General features: G+C 53.9%; 28 protein-coding genes. 15 read left to right on the top strand and 13 right to left on the bottom strand.

What is annotated here, in order from left to right; translation table 11 throughout:
• Position 1 precedes the first annotated feature (1 nt).
• A complete protein-coding gene (locus tag BZK41_RS12515; RefSeq protein WP_079938338.1) occupies positions 2-460 on the bottom strand; it encodes an NfeD family protein in 459 nt (152 codons plus the stop codon).
• The gene (locus BZK41_RS12510) at positions 457-1,374 is read right to left on the bottom strand and encodes an SPFH domain-containing protein (protein WP_003831073.1); all 918 of its coding nucleotides are present in this window, start codon (positions 1,372-1,374) and stop codon (positions 457-459) included. The genes BZK41_RS12515 and BZK41_RS12510 overlap by 4 nt, the downstream gene beginning before the upstream one ends.
• Positions 1,375-1,508: 134 nt before the next feature.
• Here BZK41_RS12510 and fetA point away from each other — a divergent pair, with 134 nt between their 5' ends.
• Together fetA and fetB are read left to right on the top strand one after the other, a co-directional pair.
• Positions 1,509-2,186 carry an iron ABC transporter ATP-binding protein FetA gene (gene fetA, locus BZK41_RS12505; RefSeq protein ID WP_079938420.1) on the top strand — a complete coding sequence of 226 codons (678 nt, stop codon included), beginning with the start codon at positions 1,509-1,511 and terminating at the stop codon, positions 2,184-2,186.
• Positions 2,173-2,952: an iron export ABC transporter permease subunit FetB gene (fetB, locus tag BZK41_RS12500; protein ID WP_079938337.1), complete on the top strand. Its 780-nt coding sequence runs from the start codon at positions 2,173-2,175 to the stop codon at positions 2,950-2,952. The genes fetA and fetB overlap by 14 nt, the downstream gene beginning before the upstream one ends.
• 80 nt (positions 2,953-3,032) lie before the next feature.
• On the opposite strand, the gene BZK41_RS12495 is transcribed toward fetB, so the two are convergent.
• The 3 genes from BZK41_RS12495 to tesA form a co-directional block, all read right to left on the bottom strand.
• Positions 3,033-3,887 (bottom strand): co-chaperone YbbN, encoded by an 855-nt coding sequence (locus BZK41_RS12495; RefSeq protein WP_048226259.1) that lies wholly within the window; start codon positions 3,885-3,887, stop codon positions 3,033-3,035.
• A gap of 58 nt (positions 3,888-3,945) precedes the next feature.
• Entirely contained in the window at positions 3,946-4,716 is a 771-nt protein-coding gene (locus tag BZK41_RS12490; protein WP_003835790.1) for an SDR family oxidoreductase, read from the bottom strand.
• 163 nt (positions 4,717-4,879) lie between these two features.
• Complete coding sequence (tesA, locus tag BZK41_RS12485; protein ID WP_087051704.1) at positions 4,880-5,497, bottom strand: multifunctional acyl-CoA thioesterase I/protease I/lysophospholipase L1; 618 nt, start codon at positions 5,495-5,497, stop codon at positions 4,880-4,882.
• On the opposite strand from tesA, the gene ybbA reads away from it, so the two are divergent.
• From ybbA to BZK41_RS12455, 6 genes are all read left to right on the top strand, one after another.
• Positions 5,465-6,151, top strand: coding sequence for a putative ABC transporter ATP-binding protein YbbA (gene ybbA, locus BZK41_RS12480; protein WP_079938336.1), 687 nt, complete (start codon positions 5,465-5,467; stop codon positions 6,149-6,151). The two genes, tesA and ybbA, sit on opposite strands and share 33 nt — an antisense overlap.
• Positions 6,148-8,562, top strand: a complete 2,415-nt coding sequence (ybbP, locus tag BZK41_RS12475) for a putative ABC transporter permease subunit YbbP (RefSeq protein ID WP_079938335.1) — start codon at positions 6,148-6,150, stop codon at positions 8,560-8,562. The genes ybbA and ybbP overlap by 4 nt, the downstream gene beginning before the upstream one ends.
• 187 nt (positions 8,563-8,749) lie before the next feature.
• Positions 8,750-9,883: a porin gene (locus BZK41_RS12470; RefSeq protein WP_079938334.1), complete on the top strand. Its 1,134-nt coding sequence runs from the start codon at positions 8,750-8,752 to the stop codon at positions 9,881-9,883.
• Positions 9,884-10,144: 261 nt separating this feature from the next.
• Positions 10,145-10,975 carry a MetQ/NlpA family ABC transporter substrate-binding protein gene (locus tag BZK41_RS12465; protein ID WP_063941337.1) on the top strand — a complete coding sequence of 277 codons (831 nt, stop codon included), beginning with the start codon at positions 10,145-10,147 and terminating at the stop codon, positions 10,973-10,975.
• A gap of 63 nt (positions 10,976-11,038) precedes the next feature.
• Positions 11,039-12,055, top strand: a complete 1,017-nt coding sequence (gene sfbB / locus BZK41_RS12460) for a virulence-associated ABC transporter ATP-binding protein SfbB (RefSeq protein WP_043015452.1) — start codon at positions 11,039-11,041, stop codon at positions 12,053-12,055.
• Positions 12,048-12,707, top strand: a complete 660-nt coding sequence (locus tag BZK41_RS12455) for a methionine ABC transporter permease (protein ID WP_003831085.1) — start codon at positions 12,048-12,050, stop codon at positions 12,705-12,707. Before sfbB ends, BZK41_RS12455 begins: the two co-directional genes overlap by 8 nt.
• On the opposite strand, the gene mnmH is transcribed toward BZK41_RS12455, so the two are convergent.
• From mnmH to ppiB, 5 genes are all read right to left on the bottom strand, one after another.
• Positions 12,708-13,793, bottom strand: coding sequence for a tRNA 2-selenouridine(34) synthase MnmH (gene mnmH / locus BZK41_RS12450; RefSeq protein WP_079938333.1), 1,086 nt, complete (start codon positions 13,791-13,793; stop codon positions 12,708-12,710). It abuts the gene before it with no gap.
• A gap of 96 nt (positions 13,794-13,889) precedes the next feature.
• Positions 13,890-14,957: a 5-(carboxyamino)imidazole ribonucleotide synthase gene (purK, locus tag BZK41_RS12445; protein ID WP_079938332.1), complete on the bottom strand. Its 1,068-nt coding sequence runs from the start codon at positions 14,955-14,957 to the stop codon at positions 13,890-13,892.
• Positions 14,954-15,463 (bottom strand): 5-(carboxyamino)imidazole ribonucleotide mutase, encoded by a 510-nt coding sequence (gene purE, locus BZK41_RS12440; RefSeq protein ID WP_079938331.1) that lies wholly within the window; start codon positions 15,461-15,463, stop codon positions 14,954-14,956. Before purE ends, purK begins: the two co-directional genes overlap by 4 nt.
• Before the next feature lie 238 nt (positions 15,464-15,701).
• Positions 15,702-16,424, bottom strand: coding sequence for a UDP-2,3-diacylglucosamine diphosphatase (gene lpxH / locus BZK41_RS12425; protein ID WP_079938330.1), 723 nt, complete (start codon positions 16,422-16,424; stop codon positions 15,702-15,704).
• A 2-nt stretch (positions 16,425-16,426) separates the two neighbouring features.
• Entirely contained in the window at positions 16,427-16,921 is a 495-nt protein-coding gene (ppiB, locus tag BZK41_RS12420; RefSeq protein WP_003021875.1) for a peptidylprolyl isomerase B, read from the bottom strand.
• Positions 16,922-17,094: 173 nt separating this feature from the next.
• Between ppiB and cysS the strand changes: the two genes are divergently transcribed.
• Positions 17,095-18,480, top strand: coding sequence for a cysteine--tRNA ligase (cysS, locus tag BZK41_RS12415; RefSeq protein ID WP_079938329.1), 1,386 nt, complete (start codon positions 17,095-17,097; stop codon positions 18,478-18,480).
• Between the two features lie 90 nt (positions 18,481-18,570).
• Here cysS and BZK41_RS12410 read toward each other — a convergent pair whose 3' ends face one another.
• The 3 genes from BZK41_RS12410 to folD all read right to left on the bottom strand — a co-directional run bounded on the left by BZK41_RS12410 (position 18,571) and on the right by folD (position 20,301).
• Positions 18,571-19,095, bottom strand: coding sequence for a metal-dependent hydrolase (locus BZK41_RS12410; RefSeq protein ID WP_079938328.1), 525 nt, complete (start codon positions 19,093-19,095; stop codon positions 18,571-18,573).
• 125 nt (positions 19,096-19,220) lie between these two features.
• Positions 19,221-19,433, bottom strand: coding sequence for a ribosome-associated protein YbcJ (gene ybcJ, locus BZK41_RS12405; protein WP_003831111.1), 213 nt, complete (start codon positions 19,431-19,433; stop codon positions 19,221-19,223).
• 1 nt (position 19,434) lies between these two features.
• Entirely contained in the window at positions 19,435-20,301 is an 867-nt protein-coding gene (folD, locus tag BZK41_RS12400) for a bifunctional methylenetetrahydrofolate dehydrogenase/methenyltetrahydrofolate cyclohydrolase FolD (protein ID WP_079938327.1), read from the bottom strand.
• Positions 20,302-20,876: 575 nt separating this feature from the next.
• On the opposite strand from folD, the gene fimA reads away from it, so the two are divergent.
• The 6 genes from fimA (at position 20,877) to sfmF (ending at position 26,946) form a co-directional block, all read left to right on the top strand.
• Positions 20,877-21,431, top strand: coding sequence for a type 1 fimbrial major subunit FimA (fimA, locus tag BZK41_RS12395; RefSeq protein WP_032934356.1), 555 nt, complete (start codon positions 20,877-20,879; stop codon positions 21,429-21,431).
• 77 nt (positions 21,432-21,508) lie between these two features.
• The gene (gene fimI / locus BZK41_RS12390) at positions 21,509-22,042 is read left to right on the top strand and encodes a type 1 fimbrial protein subunit FimI (RefSeq protein WP_079938326.1); all 534 of its coding nucleotides are present in this window, start codon (positions 21,509-21,511) and stop codon (positions 22,040-22,042) included.
• A 41-nt stretch (positions 22,043-22,083) separates the two neighbouring features.
• Positions 22,084-22,776 carry a type 1 fimbria chaperone FimC gene (gene fimC, locus BZK41_RS12385; protein ID WP_048235943.1) on the top strand — a complete coding sequence of 231 codons (693 nt, stop codon included), beginning with the start codon at positions 22,084-22,086 and terminating at the stop codon, positions 22,774-22,776.
• Between the two features lie 7 nt (positions 22,777-22,783).
• On the top strand, positions 22,784-25,405 hold the full coding sequence (locus tag BZK41_RS12380) for a fimbrial biogenesis usher protein (protein ID WP_079938325.1): 2,622 nt from the start codon (positions 22,784-22,786) through the stop codon (positions 25,403-25,405).
• Between the two features lie 49 nt (positions 25,406-25,454).
• A complete protein-coding gene (gene fimH / locus BZK41_RS12375) occupies positions 25,455-26,417 on the top strand; it encodes a type 1 fimbria D-mannose specific adhesin FimH (protein ID WP_253193761.1) in 963 nt (320 codons plus the stop codon).
• Positions 26,418-26,448: 31 nt separating this feature from the next.
• Positions 26,449-26,946, top strand: coding sequence for a fimbria assembly protein (sfmF, locus tag BZK41_RS12370; protein ID WP_139762608.1), 498 nt, complete (start codon positions 26,449-26,451; stop codon positions 26,944-26,946).
• Positions 26,947-26,966 lie beyond the last annotated feature (20 nt).

The following is a 26,966-nucleotide window of genomic DNA, read 5'->3' as shown; positions in this document are numbered from 1 at the left end:
TTTAGTGTGATACCGCTTTTATAATCAGGGTGATTCCCTCAACGGCAATGACTTCAACCTGCGTTCCGGCGCTCAAATCATCGCGGGCGCTAACGGGCCAGGAGCTGTCGCCGACGCGCATATGTCCCCGGCCATTGACCAGGGCGGTTTCCAGAATAAATCGACGGCCAACCAGCTGTTGTCCGCGCTGGTTCAGATGGCTGTCGGCGGGTTTCTGTTCCTGAACGCGCTTTGCCAGCCACTTCCACCACAGCCAGGCCGCCAGCAGAGTGAGGACAGCGAACATTGCCCCCTGCCACGGCCAGTCCAGCGGAACGAGCCAGACGACTAGACCGGTAATCACCGCAGCCACGCCGCTCCACAGCAAATAGCCGTTGCCGCCCAGCATCTCGGCGGCGAGTAGCAAACCGCCGAGGCTGAGCCAGAAGATGTGCGGGTGCACCAGAATCATCGCTATCATGATTTTTTCCGCTCGCTGGCGCTGTCCTTAACCAGTTCGGCGATCCCGGCAATGGAGCCCATCAGGCTGCTGGCATCCAGCGGCATCATCACCACTTTGCTGTTATTCGACGAACCGATATGCTGCAGCGCTTCGGTGTATTTCTGCGCCACGAAGTAGTTCACGGCCTGAATATCTCCGGCGGCAATGGCCTCAGACACCATCTGCGTTGCGCGGGCCTCTGCTTCTGCGGAACGTTCACGCGCTTCAGCCTGTAAAAACGCGGACTGGCGTTCACCTTCCGCGATGAGGATTTTCGACTGCTTCTCACCTTCGGCTTTGACGATTTCTGCCTGACGGATCCCTTCTGCTTCAAGAATGTAGGCACGCTTGGTACGTTCGGCTTTCATTTGCGCGTTCATGGCGTCGATAAGTTCCGCAGGAGGACGCACGTCGCGGATCTCAATACGGGTGATTTTGATGCCCCAGGGATTCGTGGCCTCATCAACGATATGCAGCAGGCGCGTGTTGATGTTGTCGCGCTGGGAGAGCATTTCATCGAGCTCCATCGAGCCGAGAACCGTACGAATGTTGGTCATGGTCAGGTTGATGATCGCCAGTTCCAGGTTGCTGACTTCATACGCGGCTTTCGGCGCGTCGATCACCTGAATAAAGCACACAGCATCAATCGAGACGTTGGCGTTATCTTTGGAGATGACTTCCTGAGAGGGGATATCAAGCACCTGTTCCATCATGTTGATCTTACGACCAATGCGGTCCATGAACGGTACAACAAGGCTTAAACCCGGTTGCAGGGTTTTGGTGTAACGGCCAAAACGCTCTACCGTCCACTGATATCCCTGCGGGACGATTTTGACGCCTGCGCCGACGATGACCAGCGCGACAAAAATAAGAATAGGAATAAAAATGAGCATTGATGAAACCTCCTGTTGTGCTGTCCTTTACTGCCTCATTAGTCAAATTATACCCGATTTATCAAGGTGAGCTCCCCTATAATAAATTACAGGGATACACTGTCAGCACGAAAGAGGTAAAAAAGGGATTGGTAATGGAAGAAAGCAGCATTCTGCTTCAGTTAAAAAATGTCGCATGGCAGGCAGGGGCGACGCAGGTTCTTAATAACATCTGTTTTGATCTCCGCGCCGGAGAATTTAAGTTGATTACCGGCCAGTCCGGGTGCGGTAAAAGCACGTTACTCAAGATAGTCGCGTCGTTAATTAGCCCAACTGCCGGTGAAATACGCTTTGAGGGCAAAGAGATAAATACCCTCAAGCCGGAAACGTATCGCCAGCAGGTCTCTTATTGCGCGCAAACGCCCGCTTTGTTTGGTGACACCGTTTACGACAATCTCATTTTCCCCTGGCAAATCCGCAACAAAAGTCCGGATCCGGATGTGTTTCTGACCGATCTGGCCCGCTTTGAGTTACCCGAGACGATCCTCAAAAAAAACATCAATGAGCTGTCCGGCGGCGAAAAGCAGCGCGTCTCGTTAATTCGTAATTTGCAGTTTCTGCCGAAAATTCTGCTGCTTGATGAAATCACCAGCGCGCTGGATGAAGCCAACAAGCGTAATGTGAACGAATTAATTCACCACTATGTTCGCGATAAGAATATTGCTGTGCTGTGGGTGACGCATGACAAAGATGAAATTGATCATGCAGATAACGTCATAACCCTTCAACCGCACGCCGGTGAAATGCAGGAAGTAAGCAATGAACGAGCATAATATTACCAATGAATCCCTGGCATTAGCGATGATGCTGGTGGTGGTCGCGATACTGATCAGCAACAAAGAAAAGCTGGCGCTGGAAAAAGATATTCTCTGGAGCGTTTGCCGGGCAGTGGTTCAGCTTATTATCGTGGGCTACGTGCTGAAATATATTTTCGGCGTCAACCATAGCATTCTGACCTTATTGATGGTGCTGTTTATCTGCTTTAACGCGGCCTATAACGCGCAAAAACGCAGTAAATATATTGATAACGCTTTTCTCTCGTCGTTTATTGCCATCACGGCGGGGGCGGGGTTAACGCTTTCGGTGTTGGTTCTTTCTGGCTCTATCGAGTTCACACCGATGCAGGTCATCCCGATCTCCGGCATGATTGCAGGCAATGCGATGGTGGCCGTGGGGCTGTGTTACAACAATTTGGGGCAGCGATTTAACAGCGAGCAGCAGCAAATTCAGGAAAAACTCAGCCTCGGCGCAACGCCGAAAGTGGCCTCTGCGCCGCTTATTCGCGACAGCATTCGCGCCTCGCTGATCCCGACGATTGATTCAGCGAAGACCGTGGGGCTGGTGAGTTTACCGGGGATGATGTCAGGATTGATCTTTGCAGGTATTGACCCGGTAAAAGCGATTAAGTATCAGATTATGGTGACGTTTATGCTGCTATCAACCGCCAGCCTGTCGACCATTATTGCCTGCTACTTAACTTATCGAAAATTCTATAATTCGCGCCACCAATTAGTTGTAACGCATTTGAAAAAGACGTGATGTGATGCCGGAGGGATTGGCATTTGTCGAATTTACAGGCCCGATAAGCGCGCAGGCGCCATCGGGCAAAATCAAATGGATTAGTACAGCAGCGCGTACAGCTGGCGGCGGTACTTCGAGGCCAGCGCGTCGCCCGTACCCAGTGCGGCGAGGATCTCCTGGAAAGTCTTACGTGCCTGACCATCGGCAGCCGTAAGATCTTTCTTCAGGTGGCTGAACAGTAATTCCAGTGATTCTTCGTTACGTCCGACCTGGTGTAACTGAATAGCCAACTGCGTTGCCAGTGCCGCATCCTGCGGATTGCTGGCGACCTGCTGCTGCAACTGTTGGATTTCCGGCGTATCAGCTGCCTGCTTCAGCAGTTCAATCTGTGCGATCAGCCCCTGATAGCGGGTGTCCTGATCCTGCAACGGAATGGTTTTCAGTACCGCTTCGGCTTCATCAGAACGGTTCAGGGCGATTTGTGTTTCCGCCAGCAGCAGACCAATTTCGCTGCTCTGGTTGGAGATCTGCCAGGCTTCTTTCAGCAACGGCAGTGCATCCGCGTGATTACCGGCTTCGATGAATTCGATCGCCTGGCGTGCTTTCAGCTCTTCTTCGCTCGGCAGCACTTTCTCCAGCAGCGCGCGAATAACTTCTTCCGGTTGCGGGCCCTGGAATCCATCGACCGGCTGGCCGTTCTGGAACAGATAAACCGTAGGGATCGCACGCAGACCAAACTGGGAGGCGATCATCTGCTCGGCGTCGCAGTCCAGCTTAGCGAGAATAAACTGACCGTTATACTGGGCGGCAAGGCTCTCCAGTACCGGCGTTAATTGCAGACAATGCTGGCTGCGCTCAGACCAAAAATAGAACAGGACCGGCGTGGTCATCGACTGTTCAAGGGTCTGCTGTAGGTTCGATTCGTTAATGTTAACAATATTCTGTGTGGACATGGAGTTACTCTCTTTTGTCGATTTCTTGTTACATGGGGGCTGACGCGCGAGCTTCAACTCAACCCTGTAAAATTTTGTCCATTATGCGGCCTGGCAACAGGCGTTTAAGCAGCATCACTGCCCAGGTCACCAGCGTAACCGGATAACGTAGCTTCGGTTTATCGCTCTCAAACGCATGACGCACTTTGGCGACAACCGCTTCTGGTCCCAGCGTAAAACGCGCGGCAATGCCGGGGTTTTCCACAGGAGCATCGCTCTGGGTTTGGTTGACGTTTTCGGTAAAGCGGGTACGGATGGGGCCGGGTTCAATCAGGCTGACCTTAATCCCGCTGTGGCGCAGTTCCATACGCAGCGCGTCGGACCAGGCTTCCAGCGCATATTTGCTGGCGGCATAGGCCCCACGTCCCGGCGTTGAGATCAATCCCATCACCGATGAGGTCATCACAATGCGCCCTTCACCGTGGGGTAACATGGCGGGCAACAGGCGCATGGTAAGCTGATGTGCGCCAAAGAAGTTGGCGGAAAACTGCTGCTCCATCTGTTCGCGGCTGATGGTGGGCAGGGGGCCATAGACGCCGTATCCGGCGTTGTTAAAGATCCCATATAAACGATTATCGGTCAGGGCGATCACCTCGTCGGCGGCGCGATCCACGCTTTCGGGTGAATCCAGATCCAGCAATACGCCGGTGAATCCCATGCTGTTCATACGCGCGACATCGTCAGGTTTGCGACAGCCTGCCAGAATTTGAAAACCCTGGCGCTTTAGCTCAAGCGCACTTTCCAGGCCGATTCCGCTGGAACATCCTGTTATTAAGACCGATTTTTGCATAACTTTACCTGTCAGGATCTCCGTTGAATTACGAGTCGTGATTTACTATATCCGTCATACTTCAAGTTGTCTGTGCGTTGGCTACGCTCGCTCCCCCCAGTCACATAGTTATCTATGCTCCTGGGAACTCTCTCACTTGCCGCCTTCATACAACTCGAATTATTTAGGATAGAAAAGGGGTGAGATGTTGCGCCATCCAGTCGGCGATAAACGGCTGGGCGTCACGGTTAGGATGAATACCATCATCCTGCATCCACTGGGGTTTCAGATAAACCTCTTCCATGAAAAATGGCAGCAGAGGAATATCAAACTCTTTGGCGAGCTTTGGATAAATCGCGCTAAAGGTTTCATTATAACGGCGACCGTAGTTTGCCGGCAGACGAATTTGCATTAGCAGCGGTTCGGCATTTGCCGCTTTCACGTCCTGCAAAATTGTTCGCAGAGTTTGTTCGGTTTGCGCAGGCGCAAAGCCGCGCAGGCCGTCGTTGCCGCCAAGTTCGACCAGTACCCAACGCGGCTGGTGCTGCTTGAGTAGTGCAGGCAGACGGGCCAGACCTTGTTGCGAGGTGTCGCCGCTAATGCTGGCATTCACCACCGGTGTTTTGGTTTGCCATTTATCATTAAGTAGCGCAGGCCACGCGGCGCTGGCGGACATACGGTATCCGGCGCTCAGGCTGTCACCCAGAATTAATAACGTGTCCGCAGCGGCGGCGCGGAAAGTTAACAGGACCAGGAACAGGAAAGGCCAATGCCAGCGGAAAACATTGTTGAAGTTCATCATCTTAAGAAATCCGTCGGTCAGGGTGATCATGAGCTATCCATCCTTACCGGAGTTGAACTGGTTGTCAAACGCGCCGAGACCATTGCGTTGATTGGCGAGTCGGGATCGGGGAAATCCACGCTGCTGGCGATCCTTGCTGGGCTGGACGATGGCTCCAGCGGTGAAGTCAGCCTGGTGGGGCAGGCGCTGCATACCATGGACGAAGAAGCCCGGGCGCAGTTGCGGGCGCGGCACGTAGGTTTTGTCTTCCAGTCATTCATGTTAATTCCGACCCTCAACGCGCTGGAAAACGTCGAACTACCCGCGTTGTTGCGCGGCGAGAACAGCGGAAAAAGTCGTGACGGGGCAAAAACGCTGCTGGAGCAACTGGGGTTGGGAAAACGTCTTGATCATCTTCCGGCCCAGCTTTCCGGCGGGGAGCAGCAGCGCGTGGCGTTGGCGCGGGCCTTTAACGGTCGCCCTGACGTGCTGTTTGCCGATGAACCAACGGGCAATCTGGACCGCCAGACCGGAGACAAAATCGCCGACCTGCTGTTTTCTCTGAACCGGGAACACGGTACTACCCTGATTCTGGTAACCCATGACCCGCAGCTGGCGGCGCGTTGCGATCGGCGTTTACGTCTGGTGAACGGACAGTTGCAGGAGGAGGCATGATTGCACGCTGGTTCTGGCGCGAATGGCGCTCGCCTTCATTACTGATTGTCTGGCTGGCGCTGAGCCTGGCGGTAGCTTGTGTGCTGGCGCTGGGCAATATCAGCGATCGTATGGAAAAAGGGCTGAGCCAGCAAAGCCGTGAGTTTATGGCGGGCGATCGGTCGCTACAAAGTTCGCGTACCGTGCCGAAAGCGTGGATTGACGAGGCGCGACAGCGTGGCCTGAAGGTGGGGGAACAGCTCACCTTTGCCACCATGACTTTTGCCCGCGATACGCCGCAGCTGGCGAACGTCAAAGCGGTGGATGATGTGTATCCAATGTACGGCACGCTGCAGACCAATCCGCCGGGACTGAAACCACAGCCTGGCTCGGTGCTGCTGGCCCCGCGACTGATGGCGCTGCTCAACTTAAAAGTCGGTGATTCCATCGATGTTGGCGATGCCACGCTGCATATCGCTGGGGAAGTGGTGCAGGAACCGGACTCTGGTTTTAATCCGTTCCAGATAGCGCCGCGCCTGATGATGAATATGGCGGATGTCGAAAAAACGGCAGCGGTCCAGCCGGGAAGCCGCGTGACCTGGCGCTATAAATTTGGCGGCACGCCGTCGCAACTGGAAGCTTATGAAAAGTGGCTGTTACCGCAGTTAAAGCCTGAACAGCGTTGGTATGGGCTGGAGCAGGATGAAGGGGCGCTGGGGAAATCACTGGAGCGTTCGCAACAGTTCCTGCTGCTGTCGGCGCTGTTAACGCTGTTGCTGGCGGTCGCCGCGGTTGCCGTGGCGATGAGCCATTATTGCCGCAGCCGTTACGATCTGGTGGCTATTCTGAAAACCCTCGGCGCGGGCAGAGCGCAGTTGCGCAGGCTGATTGTTGGTCAATGGCTGATGGTGCTGGCGCTGTCTGGCGTGACCGGCGGACTGTTCGGGCTGTTATTTGAGCGCGTGCTGGTGCTGCTGCTCAAGCCGGTTCTGCCCGGCGAACTACCGCCTGCCAGCCCCTGGCCGTGGCTATGGGCATTAGGCACCATGACGGTGATTTCGCTCTTGGTGGGGTTACGTCCTTATCGCCTGCTGCTGGCAACGCAGCCGCTGCGGGTGCTGCGCCGTGACGTGGTGGCAAACGTCTGGCCGCTGAAGTTTTATTTGCCGGTGGTAGTGATAGTCGTGATTGCACTGCTCGCCGGACTGATGGGCGGAAGTCCGCTGCTGTGGGCGGTACTGGCTGGCGCGGTGGTACTGGCGCTGTTGTGCGGGGTGCTCGGCTGGATGCTGCTCAACGTGCTGCGTGGTCTGACGCTCTCCTCACTGCCGCTGCGTTTGGCGGTCAGTCGACTGTTACGCCAGCCGTGGTCAACGCTCAGCCAGCTATCGGCATTTTCGCTTTCCTTTATGCTGCTGGCGTTGTTACTGGTGCTGCGCGGCGATTTGCTCGACCGCTGGCAGCAGCAAATGCCGCCGGAAAGTCCGAACTATTTTCTGATCAACATTGCCACCGAGCAGGTAGTTCCGCTAAAGGCTTTCTTGTCTGAGCATCAGGTGATCCCGGAATCGTTCTATCCGATTGTGCGGGCGCGTCTGACGGCTATCAATGACAAGCTGACCGAAGGCAATCAGGATGAGGCGTTGAACCGCGAGCTTAATCTGACCTGGCAGGATACCCGACCGGATCATAACCCGATAACCGCCGGAAGCTGGCCACCAAAAGCGGGCGAAGTGTCGATGGAAGAGGGGCTGGCGAAACGGCTGAACGTCAGACTTGGCGATCGGGTGACCTTCATGGGCGATACCCAGGATTTCAGCGCCACGGTCAGCAGTCTGCGCAAAGTGGACTGGGAAAGCCTGCGGCCCAACTTCTTCTTTATCTTCCCATCCGGCGCACTGGACGCTCAGCCGCAAAGCTGGTTAACCAGCTTTCGTTGGGAGAACGGCAACGGCATGCTGACGCAGCTTAACCGCGAATTCCCGACCATCAGCCTGCTGGATATTGGCGCCATCCTCAAACAGGTGAGCCTGGTGCTGGAGCAGGTGAGCCGCGCACTGGAGGTGATGGTGGTACTGGTCACCGCCTGCGGTATGCTGCTGCTATTGGCGCAGGTCCAGGTCGGTATGCGCCAGCGTCACCAGGAGTTGGTAGTCTGGCGCACGCTGGGCTCGGGCAAGAAACTACTGCGTACCACGCTGTGGTGCGAGTTCGCCATGCTCGGGATGGTCGCCGGACTGGTAGCGGCCATCGGCGCGGAAACCGCATTGGCGGTGCTGCAAACCAAAGTGTTTGATTTCCCCTGGGAGCCAGACTGGCGACTGTGGGTCGTGTTGCCGGTTTGTGGAGCATTGCTGCTCTCTTTATGCGGCGGATGGCTCGGTTCACGTCTGCTAAAAGGTAAAGCGTTGTTCCGTCAGTTCAGTAGTTAATTCATATTAGTGATGATTACGCACCGGTTTTTTAAATCGGTGCGTTTTTTTATCTATGTAGCACAAATTGATAACTCGTTGATATTTAACAGCACAGAACAATAAAAACCCGACAACACGAGTGTATTAATAAACGTTAATATTTGTACGCTGAATAATTGGCAGGCTATCTATCAAGGTACAAATAATGACTATAAAAAAAACAGCGCTGGCAGTATCGATCGGCGCAGCAGTGGCATTAACGACTTTCGCTTCTCAGGCGGAAATCACGGTCCTGAAACAAGATCCGCAGGCGGGCAACCCGCTGAGCCGTCTTAATTTCACCGTCGGCGGGAGTATTCGTCCGCAGTTCCAGAATATGACCGGTGACGATGGTAAGAATGGCTACAAACGTAATGGCTTCGATGGCGGTACACGTTTCCGCTTCGCCGCTGATTACTATCTGTTTGATGATATCAGTTGGGTGAGCTACTACGAGTTGGGCGTTAACTTCCCGGCGATGTTCAACTGGGATAACCACTACGCTGACGGTGCCAACGATACCACGCGTCGTATGTTGTACACCGGTCTGAAGAGTGCAACCTGGGGTACGCTGACCTTCGGTCAACAGAACAGCATTTACTATGATGTAGTCGGTGCGAAAACGGATATCTGGGACTATGACATGATCGGTCAGGCACCGGGTAACGGTATCAATGGCGACTATGACGGTTCCTATCGTACGCGCAAATCTCTGAAGTATAAGAATACCGTTGGTGATGTTGATCTCTACGCCTCCTACCTGTTTAGCGATGATTACAACCCGAACAACGGTCTGCGCTACAAACGTAAAGGCGGCGGCTCGCTGGGTGTGGATTATCACATCACCGATGATCTGACCTGGGGTACGGCGTGGAACTACACCCGCGCGGAAATGCGTGGCAACACCAGCAAAACCTACGATCAAAACATCGTCGGTACTGCGCTGAGCTGGAAACCGGATAACTGGACCTTCTCGCTGGGCGGCGGTTGGTATCAAAACTTCATGACCACCAAAAAAGTGTCTGTTAACGATTACTTTGCCGGTGATGCGTGGGGTCTGGAATACTTCGCGGGTTACACCTTCCCGGTGGGTCAGTATGCGCTGAAATCCGTTCAGCCTTACTTTATGGGCGACCGTATTGAGTACGTGAATGGCCGTAACTACCTGCGTACCGACAACGGCGTGGGTATCAGCTTCCAGCTGGATTACGGTTTCCGTGTTGATTACGAACACGTATTCACTTCCAGCACCGACAATCTGGGTGATATGAACCTGGTTCGTCTGCGTTACGACTTCTAATCGAACGCCTGCCGCCCGATACGCTTGCGTTTATCGGGCCTAAGAGAGTTGTTGTAGGCCGGATAAGGCACTTGTGCCGACATCCGGCTTTTTCATGCCTTCTCACATTTAAAAACATACTCTGCAACATCATGAAATAATTTCAAGGACAGCAGGTTGTGATCTGTGTCATGTTAACAATCAGCCTGTTAACGGGCCAACAAGAACAACGCCGCAAGAACGGCGTGAGACATGACACCACAACGTTAAAATGGAGAGAATATGGGATTGCGTCAGAGTTTACGCGTCGCGACCGGGGCGCTGTTACTGGCCTGTGGATTACAGTTTGCTCATGCGAACAGTGACCCGCACACAATCGTGTTTGGCGTCGCGCCTGGGCCATACGGAGATATGGTGAAACAGGCCATTGCTCCGACGCTGAAAGAGAAAGGCTATAAGGTAGTGGTGCGCGAATTCAGCGACTACGTGCAGCCGAACATGGCGCTCTCCAACGGTAGCATTGATGCTAACCTGTTCCAGCATTCGCTCTACTTTGACAAATTCACCGCCGATAAAGGACTTAAGCTGAGTAAGCTGATTGTGGTCCCGACGGCCGGAATGGGGTTTTACTCACATAAAATCAAAAGCCTGGATGAGTTGAAAAAAGGGGATGTGATCACGCTCTCCAACGATCCCACCAACCTGGCTCGCGGTCTGCGTTTTCTGCAGTCTATTGGCCTTATCACCATCAAAGACAATATTGATCCAACTAAAGCCTCCGAGCGCGATATCGCCAGCAACCCGAAAGGGCTGGTGTTTAAACCGCTGGAAGCGGCACAGCTGCCACGTACGCTGGACGGTGTGACCGGTGCGCTGGTCAACGGTAACTTTGCCGTGGCGGCAAAAATGGATCTCGCCAGCGCCATCAAGCAGGAACACCTGGACGAAAATCTGAAAAATATCATCGCGGTACGCACTGAAGATGCGGATAAACCGTTCGCCAAAGATATTGTTGAGGCGGTGAAATCTCCGGCGTATCGCGCGGTGATCGACGATCCGCAAAATATCTACAGCGCCTTCCAGAAACCGGAATGGATGTCGGCAGCCCAATAATCGCTGCGCACAAGGGTTAACAGGGGCAGCGACGACTGCCCTTTTCGCATTTCTGAGGTGGCTATGATTGAGATAGAGAAAGTTTGCGTGGATTTTAGCGCAGGCCGTGGACCATCAACCCGGGCGGTTGATGACGTCAGCTTGCGCATCGGCGCAGGTGAGATATTTGGCATTGTCGGGACCAGCGGCGCGGGGAAAAGTACGCTGCTGCGTACCCTGAACGCCTTAACGCGTCCGAGCCAGGGAAGCGTTAAGGTGAACGGCGTAGAAATCTCTGCGCTGGAAGGCGCGCATCTCCGTAAAGCCCGTCAGCGTATCGGGATGATTTTTCAACATTTTAACCTGATGCATACCCGTACCGTGGCGCAAAATGTCGCCTTTAGCCTGAAGGCTGCCGGATGGGAGCGCAGTAAAATTGGCCCGCGCGTGAGCGAAATCCTGGCGCTGGTGGGGCTGTCAGACAAGGCGAACCGCTTTCCGGTTCAGCTCAGCGGCGGACAAAAGCAGCGTGTGGGTATTGCCCGTGCGATTGCCAATCACCCGGATGTGCTGCTGTGTGATGAACCTACTTCGGCGCTGGACCTCGAAACCTCAGCCACGATTCTGGCGTTGCTTAAGCAGATCAACCAACAGTTGGGGATCACGATCGTGCTGATCACTCACGAGATGAACGTGATCAAATCGATTTGCGATCGCGTGGCGGTGATGTCCGGCGGCAAGGTGGTGGAATCCGGTGAGGTGTTTGACGTTTTTGCTCACCCGCAGCACGCGTTCACGCAGCAGCTGGTGTCACATACCCTCAATTTGACGCTGCCCGAGCGTCTGCGCCAGCATCTGCCCGGCCAGTTGCTAAAAATTCTGTTCATCGGCGATTCGGCGGAACAGCCGGTGTTGTCAGAAGTGGCGGTTAAATTTGGCGTGGCAGTGAACATTCTGCACGGCAAAATTGAATATATTGGCGAACGTGCGCTGGGGATTCTGGTGGTGCAACTGACCGCGCCGCACAACCCTTCAGCGGTGGAAGTCGCCGTGGAACATATTCGTCAACGTACTGCACAGGTGGAGGTGATTCGTGGATGATTTATTGCCTGATTTAACGCTGGCGTTTAATGAAACTTTCCAGATGCTGAGCATCTCTACGGTGCTGGCGATTATTGGCGGTCTGCCGCTTGGTTTTCTGATTTTTGTCACCGACCGGCATTTATTCTGGCAAAACCGTTTTGTGTATCTGCTCAGCTCCGTGCTGGTGAATATCATTCGTTCGGTGCCGTTTGTGATCCTGCTGGTTCTGCTGCTGCCGCTAACCCAGTTTTTGCTCGGGAATACCATTGGCCCGATTGCGGCGTCGGTCCCGCTCTCAGTGGCGGCAATTGCCTTCTATGCCCGTCTGGTTGATAGCGCGCTACGTGAAGTCGATAAAGGGATTATTGAAGCGGCGGAAGCGTTTGGCGCCAGCCCGATGCGCATCATCTGCACCGTTCTGTTACCAGAGGCGAGCGCGGGTCTGCTGCGTGGGTTGACGATAACGCTGGTGAGTCTGATCGGTTACTCAGCGATGGCCGGGATCGTTGGCGGCGGTGGAGTCGGCGACCTGGCGATTCGCTTTGGTTATTACCGCTACGAAACCCAGGTCATGATTGTCACCGTGGTGGCGCTGATTATTCTGGTGCAGGTCGTTCAGGTGCTGGGTGACTGGCTGGCAAAACGCGCAGATAAGCGCGACAGACACTGATCACCGTGCGTTAAGCCAGTCGGCGACGTCCTGCCATGTGCCGCGAAAGACGATTTTCGCGGCTTTCTTTTCCAGCTGATAGCGATACATCGGGTCGTAATACTCGTTGAGCAACGGCACCAGCCAGCCCATATGGGCGTCGGTGCTGCCCGTTGCCTGCTGTTCGCGCAGAGCCACGTCTAGCAGGGTGGTCAGCTCGGCAAAACGTTGTAAACCCAGACGACGGCGGATAGCAAACAGGCCATGGTGCAGATACTCGCTGTACTCCTGCCAGCCCTGGCTCTCGCCATAAGCGTGGGTAAAATCGTGGTGCATCTTCACGAAATACTCTTCGCGCAGTCGCTCCAGACGACGCTCAAAAGGATCGTCCACCACCGCAATTGATGCCTGGACCATGCGCTCGCGCAGGCATTCGGGCAGATGATTAGCCCCGATCATGCGGCCTTCATCTTCCAGTACCCACAGACGTAAATCCTGACGGCTATCGGTTTTGAGCATTTCAACCGCCAGCAGGTTTTCAAAACTTGCCTGACTCAATTGAGGTTCAACGGTACGACCAAACGAGGAGCCGCGATGGTGCGCCAGACCTTCGAGATCCACACCGTTTGGCTGCTGTTGCACCAGCTGGGTTTTACCGTTCCCGGTACAGCCGCCAATTAAGACGATCGGCTTTTGTACTAATTCTTCAGTCAGCTGTATTACAGCCTGGCGCAGGGCTTTGTAACCGCCTTGTATCAGCGGATAGTCAATGCCGGACTCATGCAGCCACTGCTGCACAATGTGCGAACGTTGACCGCCGCGTGCGCAGCATAAATAACCCGTAGAATTTTGACGGCAGGTATCCAGCCAGGCGCTCATGCGCTGTTGACGGGTTTCACCCGAAACCAGTTGATGGCCAAGCGCGAGGGCAGCTTCAGGTCCCTGGCGCTTGTAACAGGTACCCACGGCGGCACGTTCGTCATCGTTCATTAAGGGAAGGTTGATTGCGCCCGGCATTGCGCCTTGCTGAAATTCGACGGGGGCGCGTACATCGATTAAAGGCGTACCGGCGAGCAAAATTGCGCGGTAGTCCGTTCCATCGTTCATGTTTGATCCTGAAAATACAAAACAGCAATGGAGGGGATTTTACGCGCCAGAGGAGGGACCGGGGAAGGATAAAATCAACTCCCCGGCATTAATGGCTTATTTCAGCTTTGACTGCGCCCAGATAATACCGCTGGCATATTCCGGCGGCAGCAGGGGGATAAGCGCTTCCAGCGTCGCGCTAAGGCGTGCGGTATCGCTGTCGCTCAGGTTCAGGTGACCCACCTTACGTCCTTCACGCACTTCTTTGTCATACCAGTGCAGACGCACCAGCGGCAGCTTCAGCCAGTCGTAGTTCAGGTCGCTACCAATCAGGTTTACCATCACCGAAGGGTGGTTCACCACCGGCGTTGGTAACGGCAGGTTGGTAATGGCGCGCAGGTGCAACTCAAACTGGCTGATGCTGGCGCCGTTTTGCGTCCAGTGCCCGCTGTTGTGCACGCGCGGAGCCAGTTCGTTAATCAGCAGACCTTCCGGGGTGATGAAACACTCCATCGCCATCACGCCGACATAGCCCAGCTCCTGCATGATGGCAGAGAGCATTGCTTCAGCCTGTTCCTGCTGTCTGGCGTTAGCCTGCGGGAATACCACGCTGGTGCGCAGAATACCGTCCTGATGCAGGTTATGGGTCAGCGGATAGAAAACGGTGCTGCCGTCATGCGCCCGAGCGCCAACCAGTGAGACTTCACCAGAGAAGTTGATTCCCCGTTCGACGATGCACTCGCCGTAGCAGTCGTCCGGCAGTTGCTCGGTTTCATTTGCGCGTAAACGCCACTGCCCACGTCCGTCGTAGCCGCCGACACGACGTTTCACAATCGCCAGCTCGCCGAGTTTGTCGAATACCGCAGACCATTCGCTTTTATCTGCCAGCAACTGCCACGGTGCAGTCGCCAGACCGAGCTTGTCAAAAAGCTGCTTTTGTGTCAGACGGTCGGCAATAATCGGGAAGACGTCGCGGTTAACAAACGCCGGGTGGCGTGCCAGTTCGCGGGTGAGTGCCGTTTCCGGCCAGCGCTCAATCTCAGCGGTAATCACGCTTTGCTGAAAAGGGACCGCAGCCGGTTCAGCGTCCAGCCCGACGGGCCAGACTGCTATGCCCAGTGGCTCACCGGCCTGGCGCAGCATGCGCCCTAGCTGTCCGTTGCCAAGTACACAGACCTGCTTCATTCGACACCTCGTGGGTCCGGGTTCTCCAGCACCTCATCGGTTTGCGCTTTGCGCCAGTCGTTCAGACGCTGATGCAATTCTTTATCGTGTGTAGCCAGAATTTGTGCTGCCAGCAGGGCCGCATTTGCCGCGCCCGCTTTGCCGATCGCCAGCGTGCCGACCGGAATACCGCGCGGCATTTGAACGATGGAGTAGAGGCTATCTACGCCACTCAGCGCTGCGCTTTGCACCGGAACACCGAGAACAGGCACCAGCGTTTTCGCCGCAATCATGCCAGGCAAATGCGCTGCGCCACCGGCCCCGGCAATAATCACCTGATAACCGTTCTCTTCAGCGCTTTCGGCGAAGCTAAACAGTTTGTCTGGGGTGCGGTGGGCGGAGACGACTTCAACATGATGTGGAACGTCCAGGATTTCGAAGATTTCGGCGGCGAACTGCATGGTAGCCCAGTCGCTTTTGGACCCCATCACGATGGCGACACGCGCCGGATTATTGCGGGAAGACATGCGTCTGAAAACTCCTGTGGTGCACTACACTCGACTTTTGAGGCCACAGAGAATAGCATAATTCACCGCCAAGGAAAACGATTGCGCGCTTTGCACTTCACTCTTCAAGCTGCCTCTTTGTTGGCTGCATCTGCTCACCCCAGTCACTTACTTTTGTAAGCTCCAGGGGACTCACAGACTTGCCGCCTCGATGCAACTCGAATAGTTTTGTGTAAAGAGGAACTGGGTATCTGCAGAATTAAAACGGAAATGCGATCAGTTCAACGTCGTCAGGGGTGACTTTGACCATCGAACCTTCGGTGTGCCATGCGCCTAATACCACGCGGAAAGCGGGTTGCTCATTGGCCGTAAGCTCATGGACGGCCGGGCGGTGGGTATGGCCGTGAATTAACCACTGAACCTGATGTTTTTCCATCTCGCTAATCACGGCCTGCGGATTCACATCCATGATCTCCAGTGACTTGCTACTGTTAGCCGCTTTGCTGTTGGCGCGCATTTTCGCAGCGATTCGCTGGCGAACGAACAGCGGCAGGGCGAGGAACAGCTTCTGTAACCAGGGTTGATGCACTTTGGCGCGAAACGCCTGATAGCCTGCGTCGTCGGTGCATAAGGTGTCGCCATGCATGATCAGCACCTTGCGGCCATACAGGTCGAGCACTTTTTCTTCGGGAAGCAAGGTCATGCCGCTCGCACGGGCAAAACGTTTGCCGAGCAGAAAATCACGGTTGCCATGAATAAAAAAGCAGGGAACGCCGGAATCAGCCAGTGATTTTATCGACGCGGCCATTTCACGGTGCAGCGGATTAGGATCGTCGTCGCCAATCCAGGCTTCAAACAGGTCGCCAAGAATGTATAGCGCATCGGCCTTTCGCGCATCACCGGCTAAAAAACGCAGAAAACCGGCGGTGATCGCCGGTTCTTCTGTGCAGAGGTGAAGATCTGCAATAAACAGTGTCGCCACGATTACTCGCTGACGGTCACGTTTTCGATGATAACGTCTTCTTTTGGCACGTCCTGATGCATACCGCTGCGACCAGTGGAAACGCCTTTGATTTTATCAACCACGTCCATGCCTTCAACAACTTCAGCAAACACGCAGTAACCCCAACCCTGCATGCTTTCGCCGGAGAAGTTCAGGAAGTCGTTGTCTGCAACGTTGATGAAGAACTGTGCGGTTGCGGAGTGCGGAGCCTGAGTACGCGCCATCGCCAGCGTACCACGGGTGTTTTTCAGACCGTTGTTCGCTTCGTTTTTGATCGCTTCTTTCGTGGCTTTTTGCTTCATGCCTGGCTCGAAACCGCCGCCCTGGATCATGAAACCGTTAATAACACGGTGGAAAATGGTGTTGTTGTAAAAACCTTCGCGGCAGTAGTCCAGGAAGTTTTTAACTGTTTCAGGCGCTTTATCATCAAACGTTTTGATTACGATATCGCCGTGATTAGTGTGGAAAGTAACCATTTTTGCATCCTGTTCCGATAGATTGGTGCTTCGACCCCGTCAAGGGTCAGAGTTAGGGGTGTGTTATAGCATAACCGCAAGCTGCGATCACCTCGCAAAGTGTGCTGCTTCCGGTCTAAATTATGGGTATTATACAGACTTTACTATCCACACACGTCTACACGGAATCTTCGATGTTAAAAATCTTTAATACACTGACGCGCCAAAAAGAGGAATTCAAACCTATTCATGCCGGGGAAGTCGGCATGTACGTGTGTGGTATTACCGTTTACGATCTCTGTCATATTGGCCACGGACGTACCTTTGTTTCTTTCGACGTCGTCGCGCGCTATCTGCGCTTCCTCGGCTATAAGCTGAAGTATGTGCGTAACATTACCGATATTGATGACAAAATCATCAAGCGTGCGAATGAAAACGGCGAAAGCTTTGTGGCGTTAGTCGACAGAATGATCGCGGAAATGCACAGCGATTTCGACGCGCTGAATATTCTGCGCCCGGACCTGGAGCCGCGTGCTACGCATCATATCGCTGAAATTATCGAAATCACTGAGCAGCTGATTGCCAAAGGTCACGCTTACGTTGCTGATAACGGCGACGTGATGTTCGACGTGCCGACTGACCCGAACTACGGCCAGCTGTCACGCCAGGATCTGGATCAGCTGCAGGCCGGCGCGCGCGTTGACGTGGTTGATGTGAAGCGCAACCCGATGGACTTCGTGCTGTGGAAAATGTCCAAAGAAGGCGAGCCGAGCTGGCCGTCTCCGTGGGGCGCGGGCCGTCCGGGCTGGCACATCGAATGTTCTGCGATGAACTGCAAGCAACTGGGCAACCATTTCGATATTCACGGCGGCGGTTCGGACCTGATGTTCCCGCACCATGAAAACGAAATCGCTCAGTCCACCTGTGCGCATGACGGTGAGTACGTTAATTACTGGATGCACTCCGGGATGGTGATGGTTGACCGCGAGAAAATGTCCAAATCGCTGGGCAACTTCTTTACCGTTCGCGACGTGCTGAAATACTACGACGCCGAAACCATTCGCTACTTCCTGATGTCTGGTCATTACCGTAGCCAGTTAAACTACAGCGAAGAGAACCTCAAGCAGGCGCGTTCTGCGCTGGAGCGTCTGTATACCGCGCTGCGCGGCACCGACAAATCCGTTGCTCCTGCTGGTGGCGAAGCCTTTGAAGCGCGCTTTATTGAAGCGATGGACGATGACTTCAACACCCCGGAAGCCTACTCGGTGCTGTTTGATATGGCGCGTGAAGTTAACCGCCTGAAGGGTGAAGATATGGCGGCGGCTAACGGCATGGCTGCGCATCTGCGTAAGCTGTCGAGCGTACTGGGCCTGCTGGAACAGGATCCAGAAGCGTTCCTGCAAAGCGGTGCGCAGGCGGATGACGGTGAGATTGCTGAAATTGAAGCGTTAATCCAACAGCGTCTGGATGCACGTAAGGCGAAAGACTGGGCGGCAGCTGACGCCGCGCGTGACCGTCTCAACGAGATGGGCATCGTGCTGGAAGACGGCCCGCAGGGTACCACCTGGCGTCGTAAGTAACTCTGTAATGCCCGGTGATGCCTACGCTTACCGGGCGTACAAAAGAGCGAGTGTAGGCCGGATAAGACGCAGCGCGTCGCATCCGGCAGATTAATATTTTCGATACCACCACAGCACACCCATCATTACGATCCCCGGCAGCCATACCCACATCAACTCCGACATGATCACCTGGTGCCCGTACGGCGTGGCATAGCGTGATAGCGCAAATGGGGCGACTTTAATCACCTGCCATGGCGCGAAGAAGCGCTCATCCGACCACGGCCACAGCCAGCCGACGCCTTTGCCGCCGGTGGTGACAGAATCCAGCAGACTGTGTGACAGCAGTGAAACCGTCAGGAATAGCCAGCAGCGAATCAATCCCGCCTTAAACCATCGTCGGCCAATCAACACGCAGAGCAGCGGTACCACGAAGGCGAACAGCAGTGAGTGGGTAAATCCCCGGTGACCAAACACGTTGCCGTAGGCGACACCGAGTTTAAATGACAACACGTCGGCATCTGGCAGCATGGCCAGAACGACGCCAGCAAACAGTAATCGTGGGGGGATGACTTTAAGTCCGAGACCTAAGCCTAAACAGAGCGGAACGGCCGCGTGCGTAACGATAGTGGGCATGATGATCGCTTCGTGTGGAAAAACAACATGCTAACAGTTCACTGTGAAGCGGGGATGAAGTCATTATCTGAAAACGAGAGGGGAAAGTGGCCGGATACGGTGTTAACCTCATCCGGCACTTAGGGTCACGCTACGACGTTAATGCTGTGGCCTTCAAAGCTGACGGTCTGTCCGGCAACGATTTTGCAGCGTTTACGCGTTTCAACAACGCCATCGACCTTCACTAACCCTTCGCCAATAGCAATTTTTGCCTGGGCGCCGCTTTCGCTCCAGCCTTCCAACTTCAGCAAATCGCAGAGTTCAACGTGTGGGTGTTTACCCAGTGAAAATGTGGCCATCTTAAACGTCCTTTACATCATGATATTCAACACACGCCTGCAGCGTGTTTTCGATAAGTGTGGCGACCGTCATTGGGCCTACGCCGCCGGGGACCGGCGTGATATATGACGCACGTGCGGCTGCATCGTCAAAGACCACATCGCCAACAACCTTACCATTCTCCAGACGGTTGATGCCGACATCAATCACAATCGCGCCTTCTTTGATCCACTCACCAGGAATAAAGCCTGGTTTACCGACGGCAACAATCAGCAGGTCAGCATGTTCTACGTGGCGGCGCAGATCTTTGGTGAATCGGTGGGTGACGGTGGTGGTGCAGCCAGCCAGCAGTAGCTCCATACTCATTGGGCGACCGACAATATTCGAGGCGCCAATGACCACGGCATTCAGACCGTAGGTATCAATGTTGTAACGCTCAAGCAGGGTAACAATACCGCGCGGAGTACATGGGCGCAGGCGCGGCGCGCGCTGGCACAGACGACCGACGTTATACGGGTGGAAACCGTCAACGTCTTTATCTGGCGCAATACGTTCCAGGACTTTCACGTTGTCGATACCCGCCGGCAACGGCAGCTGTACCAGGATACCGTCGATGGTGGCATCTGCATTGAGCGTATCGATCAGCTCAAGAAGCTCCGCCTCGCTGGTGGTTTCAGGCAGGTCATAGGAGCGGGAGACAAACCCCACTTCGTCACAGGCTTTGCGTTTACTCGCAACATAAATCTGCGAAGCCGGGTTGCTACCTACCAGCACAACAGCCAGGCCTGGGGCGCGTAATCCAGCCGCTAAACGCGCCTGAACTTTTTGAGCAACCTCAGAGCGCACCTGCTGCGCAATCGTTTTACCGTCAATAATCTTTGCTGCCATCAGAGAGAGAATTCCGTCTGTTACGTTAAACCGAAGGGGATGCCACTATTTTGTCAGAAGCGGGGCGTGCTGTCAGTTTTCGTTTGCGTTTTTACGTGCGATAACGGGCGTCATGGTCAGAGAATGGGATCAGCACAGGGGCTGAAGTCCCCCAGATAATTAATGAGCATGCGAATTAAAATTAACGTGAATGAAACAATTCATCACCCTGGTGTTTTCAGGGGTAATGCGCCATAAACCAGTCTGTTACGTACCTTTATGGGAGGATTTAAGTAATATTTACCCAGATTTTTCCTAGGTCCCAATAAGAATTGGCCAGGGCCAATAAAAGGATTTGCAGGTATTTTTCATTAATTGAAATGTTTAATTTAACCCTGTGACGAATAGTCATATTCGCGAAGATTAATTAGTGAATCAAATACTCAGGAGAGTTGGGGTAAAAGGTTAGCTAATTCTCTTGCGATATATATCTTTACAGGATGCAGAGATAATTAGCCTGACATTTAATGTCGATAATGATTCAAACGGATCCCGCAGGATGCCGGAGCCGGATGTATGTAATTCAAGGGAAATCCATGAAACGTAAATTAATGACCTCTTCTGTTATTGCCAGCCTGATGTTAGTTGCAGGTGCAGCGGTTGCAGCCGATCCGGTAAGCGTTAGCGGCGGTACTGTGCATTTTGAAGGTGAACTGGTCAATGCAGCCTGTGCAGTCAGTACTCAGTCATCCGATCAGGTTGTCACCTTAGGCCAGTATCGTACCGCCAGTTTTACCGCAGTTGGCGATACAACGGCGCAAATTCCGTTCTCAATCGTGCTGAACGACTGTGATCCGAAAGTTGCCGCAACCGCAGCCGTGGCTTTCTCTGGTCAATCCGATATTACCAACAACAACCTGCTGGCTGTCACTTCTGCAGACAACGGTACCACTGCCAGCGGTGTCGGGATTGAAATTCTGGACAATACGTCCACCGCGCTGAAGCCGGATGGAGCCACCTTCTCTACCGCTCAGGCACTGGTAGAAGGGACCAACACCCTGCGTTTCTCTGCGCGTTATAAAGCCACAGCCACCAGCGCTACGCCGGGTCAGGCAAATGCCGACGCAACGTTCATCATGAAGTACGAATAAGCCGTTTTGATTTGCGCAAGGATGCAGTGCGCCTCACTGGATGAGGCAATTTCCGGGGATGATGAAGGATGCGGCAGATGATGGGGAAAGGCGTGGCGCTGGCGGGAATGCTGTGCGTACTGCCTGTGTTTGCACATACGGTAATACTGGAAAGTGGCCGCCTTCACTTACGGGGGCAGCTCGTCAATGGTGCCTGTACGGTCGCTACCGACAGCCAAAATTTGCGGGTGCAAATGGGGCAGTATCGCACCAATGCTTTCTCCGGGACGGGAAGCTTTGCCTCTACCAGCGTGCCGTTTTCACTGCGCTTAACGTCATGCAGCTCCGATGTTTATGACCACGTTGGGATTGCGTTTGCAGGTGTGACGCCAGCGGAAGATCCGCAGGTTTTTCTTGCCAGTGGCGATTCTTCTGCGGCTTCGGGGATCGGTCTGGCGTTATTTGATGAGCGCCAACGGCAAATTATTCCGAATGCGCTGCCGCTTCATTATGCGCCGATTATAACGCAAGAGATGACGTTTCATTTCACTGCTCGTTATCGGGCTGTCTCGGAAAATATAACGCCGGGAACGCTTCGTTCAGACGTGTGGTTTACGTTGGTTTATCCCTGATTTATTTCCCAACGATAATCACACCAAAGGTATTTGTAGCTATGTTTAATTATCTAAAATCAGGTTTTATCCTTTTACTGGTCTTATTTCCTGTTGCCAGTGTTCAGGCTGCCGGAGGCATTGCATTAGGCGCTACCCGCGTTATTTATCCAGCTGATGCCAAACAAACGTCCCTGTCTATTAGCAATAGTGATACCAAAGAACGTTACCTGGTCAATTCATGGATCGAGAATAGCGCAGGCGTTAAAGAAAAATCGTTTGTGGTTACGCCTCCGTTGTTTGTCAGCGAACCCAAAAGCGAAAACACGCTGCGTATCATCTATGCAGGTGTTCCGCTGCCCAAAGATCGTGAGTCGCTGTTCTGGATGAACGTGAAAGCCATTCCGTCAGTCAATAAAAACAGCCTCGAGGGTAAAAACGTTCTGCAACTGGCGATTTTGTCCCGCATCAAGCTTTTTGTCCGTCCGAATAATCTGCCGCAAATTCCGGAAGATGCGCCTGGGATGCTGAAATTCTCCCGAACCGGCAACCACCTGAAAATCAATAATCCGTCAGCGTATTACGTCACCCTGGTCAATCTCAACGTGGGGAACTCGAAGATCGACAACGTGATGGTTGCGCCGAAAAGTGATGCGCAGGTCCTGTTACCAACGGGCGTTCAGGGCAACGTCACGTTCCAGACGGTCAATGATTATGGCGCCGTGACCCCGGCCAAAACGGTTAGCGTGCGTTGAGATAACGATGAATAAGACAACGTATTTTCCTGGCCTGTTACCGGGGGTTACGCCACCGCTGGCGGGGGTGGCGTTGTCCACGCTGGCGGCGCTCTTTCCCTCTTTAAGCCATGGGGAAAGCTATTTTAATCCGGCCTTTTTATCTGCGGATACGGCAACCGTGGCAGATTTGTCACGTTTTGAAAAAGGTAATCATCAGCCTGAAGGCGTTTATCGTGTGGATATCTGGCGCAACGATGAGTTTGTTGCCACTCAGGATATACGTTTTACGACCAGCGCGGGAAAAGCCGGGGAGAAGTCCGGTGGGCTGATGCCGTGTTTTGGACTCGACTGGGTGAAGCGCCTTGGCGTTAATATTGCCGCGTTTCCGGCACTCAGTAAGGAGCCGAACGATACCTGTATCAATCTACCTGAGGCGATTCCAGGCAGCGAGATTGCATTTGATTTTTCTACCCTGCGCTTAAACGTCAGCCTGCCGCAGGCGTCAATGTTAAACAGCGCGCGTGGCTATATTCCGCCAGAGGAGTGGGATGAAGGGATCCCGGCTGCTCTGGTCAACTACAGCTTTACCGGCAGCCGCGGCAGTGACACTGACAGCTATTTCTTAAGTATGCTCAGTGGCCTGAACTATGGCCCCTGGCGCTTGAGAAATAACGGCGCATGGAGCTATTCCAAAGGTGACGGATACCACTCGCAAAGCTGGAAAAACATCGGTACATGGCTTCAGCGCGCGATTATCCCGCTGAAGGGTGAACTGGTGATGGGCGACAGCAACACCGGTAACGACGTTTTTGACAGCGTCGGATTTCGCGGGGCGCGGCTCTATTCCTCAGACAGTATGTATCCCGACAGCTTACAGGGCTACGCGCCTACCGTTCGCGGTATTGCGCGCACCGCAGCGAAACTCACCATCCGTCAGAATGGCTATGTGATTTATCAAAGCTATGTTTCACCGGGCGCTTTCTCGATAACCGATCTCAACCCGACGTCATCCAGCGGTGACCTTGAGGTGACGGTGGACGAAAAGGACGGCAGCCAACAGCGCTATACGGTGCCGTACTCCACGGTTCCCCTGTTACAACGAGAAGGGCGTTTCAAATACGACGTGGTTGCCGGGGATTTTCGCAGCGGCAATAGCCAGCAATCTTCACCGTTCTTTTTCCAGGGAACATTAATTGCCGGGTTACCTGAGGGCTACACCGCATACGGTGGTACACAGTTGGCCTCACGTTACACGGCGGTAGTTTTAGGTACAGGCCGAAACCTGGGGGACTGGGGGGCGGTTTCTGTGGATTTAACCCATGCGCGCAGCCAGCTGGCGGATGACAGTACGCACCAGGGGCAGTCTCTGCGTTTTCTGTATGCAAAATCGCTGAACAACTTTGGCACTAACTTCCAGCTGTTGGGATATCGCTACTCAACGCGTGGCTTCTATACCCTCGACGATGTCGCGTATCGCAGCATGGAAGGCTATGAGTATGAATACGACAGCGAAGGCAATCGCCACGACGTGCCCGATGTGAAGAGCTACCACAATCTGAGTTACAGCAAAAAGGGCCGCTTCCAGATTAACATTTCGCAGAACCTGGGAGACTACGGATCGCTGTATGTCTCGGGCAGTCAGCAAACGTACTGGAACACCTCAGACACCAATACCTGGTATCAGGTGGGCTATGCCAGCGGCTGGCAGGGGATTAGCTATTCATTCTCCTGGTCGTGGAATGAGTCGGTAGGCATCTCTGACACAGACCGTATTCTGGCATTCAATATGTCAGTGCCGTTCAGCCTGCTAAGCGGACGGCGCTACTCGCGTGATAACGCGCTCGATCGCACCTACGCCACCTTTAATGCCAACCGCAACAGCAACGGACAAAACAGTTGGCAGAGCGGGATCGGCGGCACGTTACTGGATGGACGTAACCTGAGCTACAGCGTGAATCAGGGCCACAGCAGCACCAACGGCTACAGCGGAAACGCCAGCGCCAACTGGCAGGCGGCTTATGGCACGCTGGGCGTGGGATACAACTACGATCGCGATCAGCATGACTACAACTGGCAGCTCTCCGGCGGCGTAGTGGGGCATGCGGACGGTATTACGCTCAGTCAGCCGCTGGGGGATACCAACGTGCTGGTTAAAGCGCCTGGCGCGCAGGGCGTGCGGATAGAAAACCAGACCGGCGTGCAAACCGACTGGCGTGGATACGCGGTGATGCCGTACGCCACCGTTTATCGCTATAACCGCGTCGCGTTAGATACTAATTCAATGAACAACAATACCGATGTGGAAAATAACGTTAGCAGCGTCGTGCCAACGCAAGGGGCATTGGTGCGAGCGGCGTTTGATACGCGTATCGGTGTGCGGGCGCTGATAACCGCGAAATATGCAGGTAAACCTGTGCCATTTGGCTCCGTTGTGCGTGAAAACAACAGCGGCGTGACCAGTATGGTGGGTGAAGACGGGCAAATCTACCTGAGCGGCTTGCCGCTAAAAGGCGAATTACTGATCCAATGGGGGGAAAGCGCTAACGCTCGCTGCGTGGCGCACTATGCCTTGCCTGAGGAGAGTCTGAAACAGGCGGTGACGCTCACGAACGTGACGTGCGAATCTCCAACGGCACGACAGGAATAATACGATGAAACGACAAACGGGTTTGTTACTGGGATGCGCTTTACTGCTGATGGCCCATTCGTCCTGGGCGACGGTCTGCCAAAACTCGAATGGTACACCAACGGATGTTTTTTACGATCTGTCTAACGTCTTTAACAGCAGCAACAACCAGCCAGGACAGGTGGTGACATTACCGGAAAAATCGGGATGGATTGGCGTTAATGCTACCTGTCCGGCCGGGACGACGGTGAATTACACCTATCGAAGCTACGTTACGGAACTCCCTGTGCAAAGTACAGAAAATGGTTTTCAGTACCTGAAACTCAATGACTACCTGCTGGGAGCCATGAGCATCACCGACAGCTATGCCGGGTTGTTTTATCCTCCGCGCAATTATATCCGTATGGGGACTCACCCTAACGTATCTAAGCAGCAGCCTTTTGGCGTAATGGATTCAAAGCTGGTGTTTAAACTCAAAGTGATCCGCTCGTTTATTAACATGGTGCCGATCCCTCGGCAGACGATGTTCAGCGTTTATGTCACGACCAGTACCGGAGATGCGCTAAGCACGCCGGTTTACACCATCAGCTACAGCGGCAAGGTGGAGGTTCCACAAAACTGCGAGGTGAATGCCGGGCAGATTGTCGAGTTTGATTTTGGTGATATTGGTGCATCGTTGTTTAGCAAGGCGGGAGCAGGAAACCGGCCCGAAGGCATTAATCCGCAGACCAAAACGGTGGCGATAAAATGTACCAACGTCGCCGCACAGGCTTACTTAACCATGCGCGTAGAGGCCGAGAAAGCCAGCGGGCAAATGATGGTATCGGACAATCCCGACTTAGGATTTATTATCGCCGACAAAACCGGTAGACCGCTGACGCCCAATAATTTGTCCAGCACTATTCCGTTTCAATTGGATGATAACGCCGCTGCAAGCGTGAGTATTCGGTCATGGCCGGTCAGCGTGACGGGCAATAAGCCCACCGAAGGACCTTTTACAGCCCGTGGCTATCTGCGAGTAGATTATGACTAACAAGCAAACGCCAACTGCATGGGCATTTCTGATGATGCTGCCCATACTGACATTCACTTCGTTGTGCCATGCGTCCTCGTCGCTGGGGGAAATCAATATTGAACTACACGGTAACGTGGTGGACTTTACCTGCGCGGTGATTGCCAGTGACAGCAATAAGTCGGTTGAATTGGGCACCTGGCCAACAAAACAGCTGCAGACCAGCGGGGATACCACTCAACCGGTCGCGTTTACGCTAAAGCTGGAAGGCTGCCCGCCAGGGTCCGCCTCGATAACGTTTTCGGGTACTCCGGCCCCTGGCACGACGTTGCTGGCGCTTGACGATGCGGTGATGGCGCAAAAGGTAGCGATCGAACTGCACGACAGCGACCGTACGCGATTACCGCTCGAACAGGCCAGCCAGACCGTGGGGATTGATGAGAACGGCAATGCCACGCTGACCTTTTTCGCCAATTATATCGCGTTAGCAGATGGGGTTCAGCCTGGCCTCGCCAGGGCTGATGCCACGTTTATGATTAACTATAACTAATCAATGCGCGGATAAAACGC

The sequence above is a fragment of the Citrobacter sp. A316 genome (assembly GCF_002042945.1).
Classification (GTDB): Bacteria; Pseudomonadota; Gammaproteobacteria; order Enterobacterales; family Enterobacteriaceae; genus Citrobacter; species Citrobacter portucalensis.
Note: the sequence above shows the minus strand (reverse complement) of the source record. Positions and strands in the feature narration are given on the sequence as shown.